The sequence below is a fragment of the uncultured Campylobacter sp. genome (genome assembly GCF_938018035.1).
Lineage (GTDB): Bacteria > Campylobacterota > Campylobacteria > Campylobacterales > Campylobacteraceae > Campylobacter_B.
In genome coordinates this window covers 1-1802 of the sequence record NZ_CALIJF010000291.1, presented here as the reverse complement: position 1 = coordinate 1802, position 1802 = coordinate 1, and the positions used below count along the sequence as shown (strand labels likewise).

The 1802-nt window shown below is 40.4% G+C and carries 2 protein-coding genes; one reads left to right on the top strand and one right to left on the bottom strand.

The genetic code is table 11. From position 1 onward, the window contains the following. The coding region (locus Q0257_RS08800; protein ID WP_298024167.1) for a sulfatase-like hydrolase/transferase at positions 1 to 496 on the top strand (496 nt) is incomplete at its 5' end. Positions 497 to 701: 205 nt separating this feature from the next. On the opposite strand, the gene Q0257_RS08795 is transcribed toward Q0257_RS08800, so the two are convergent. Further along, the gene (locus Q0257_RS08795) at positions 702 to 1592 is read right to left on the bottom strand and encodes a LysR family transcriptional regulator (protein ID WP_298024163.1); all 891 of its coding nucleotides are present in this window, start codon (positions 1590 to 1592) and stop codon (positions 702 to 704) included. Positions 1593 to 1802 lie beyond the last annotated feature (210 nt).

The following is a 1802-nucleotide window of genomic DNA, read 5'->3' as shown; positions in this document are numbered from 1 at the left end:
GCTGCATCAGATGGGCAATCACGGGCCTGCGTATTTTAAGCGCTATAAGAAAGAATTTGAAAAATTTAGCCCCGTTTGCCGCGATAACGAGCTTGAAAACTGCTCGCAGCAAGAAATTTCAAATGCCTACGATAACGCGATTTTATACACGGATTATTTTTTAAGCAAGGTTGTAGAATTTTTAAAACCATATTCTAAGACGTACGAAACGGCGATGATCTATATGAGTGATCACGGCGAGAGCCTCGGCGAGGGCGGCGTTTATCTGCACGGCATGCCCTATCTTTTCGCTCCCGAGGCGCAAAAGCATATCGGCGCTATCGTTTGGCTAGGTGAGGGAAAAATGCGCGAAAGATACGATCTAAGCGCGCTTAAATCGCATAAGGATGATGCTTTTTCGCACGATAATCTTTTTCACACGCTGCTTGGAATTTTTGAAGTAGATACCAAGGTGTATAACAAGGATTTGGATATTTTAAATGGAGTGAAAAATTAGAATTTCGCACTAAATTTCGTCGTAAATTGTGAGTGAAATTTTAGCAGTAAAAGATTCTATTGGCAAAATTCTAATTTAAGCTTAGTTTGAAATTTCATCCCAAGTTTGAGCAAAATCTGCTTTAAAAATTTTTGTGTAAAAGCAAATAAAGAGGCAAAGTGCTACAAAATCTCAATCTCTCATTTATCGTTGCGAGCTATGAATTTTAAATTTCATTAGAAATTTTACGTGCAGTTTTGATAAATGCCTGCGCTAGATGGTTTAGACGTTTGCCTTTTTTATAGGCGATTATCAGCGTATTATCGAGCTCGCGCGCGCCTACGTCAAAGAGCTTAATCCTGTCTACCTTATCTTCTTTTATCATCTGCGGTATACTAAAGCACGCTCCCACGCCGCTTGCGACGATAGCATTGGCGATATCAAAGGTCTCCGTACGGCATAGCACTTTCGGCGCAAATCCCGCAGCAGCAAAAAATGCATCTATCTGCTCGGCGCTTCTTAGGCTTTGATTAGGCAGGATGAATCTTTCCTCTTTTAAGCGCGAAATGTCAATTTTGGGAACAGATTCGTTTTTAAACTCAAGCGAGAGCGGATGGGCGGAGCTTAGAGCGACATAGGTTTTTTGCGTTAGAATTTTAACCCCGTCAAGCCCGCTCATATCGATGGGCAGTATCAGCATACCGACATCAAGATCACCTTGAAGTAGTATTTCGCGAATGCTAAGCGCAGAAGAAAACTGCGTGATTTGTAGATCCGAATCCTTAAATTTCTTGCAAAACATCGGCAGTAGCGACGGCAGTAGATTATAGCCGTTTTGCGAAAAACCGATGCGAATTTTATCATTTTTTACGCCGCTTATTTCAGAGATATCGTTTTTTAGGTCGTTTATGGCATCAAAAATGACTTTGGCTTTACTAGCATAAATTTTTCCCGCGTGCGTAAGCGAAATGGGATTACTCGTGCGGTTAAAAAGCTGCGTTCCAAGCTCACGTTCCAGCGATAAAATGCTCTGCGATAGCGACCGCTGCGGGATTTTAAGTGCTTCGGCAGCCTTAGTAAAGCTGCGGAATTCTGCTACTTTTAATACTAGCTCCATGCGATGCAAATTCATTTAGCCTCTCCAATTGATAATTTAATTCTTATGAAATGATACACTAAATAATATTTGACTTATGTTAAAAATGAAACTAAAATTACGCTTTTAGTTTAGAACTTTAAACTTAAGCTAAGAATTTCTCAAATGGAGAGGAAAATGAGCGAATCAAATTTCAACAGACGCGATTTCTTAAAATCGGCCTGTATCAGC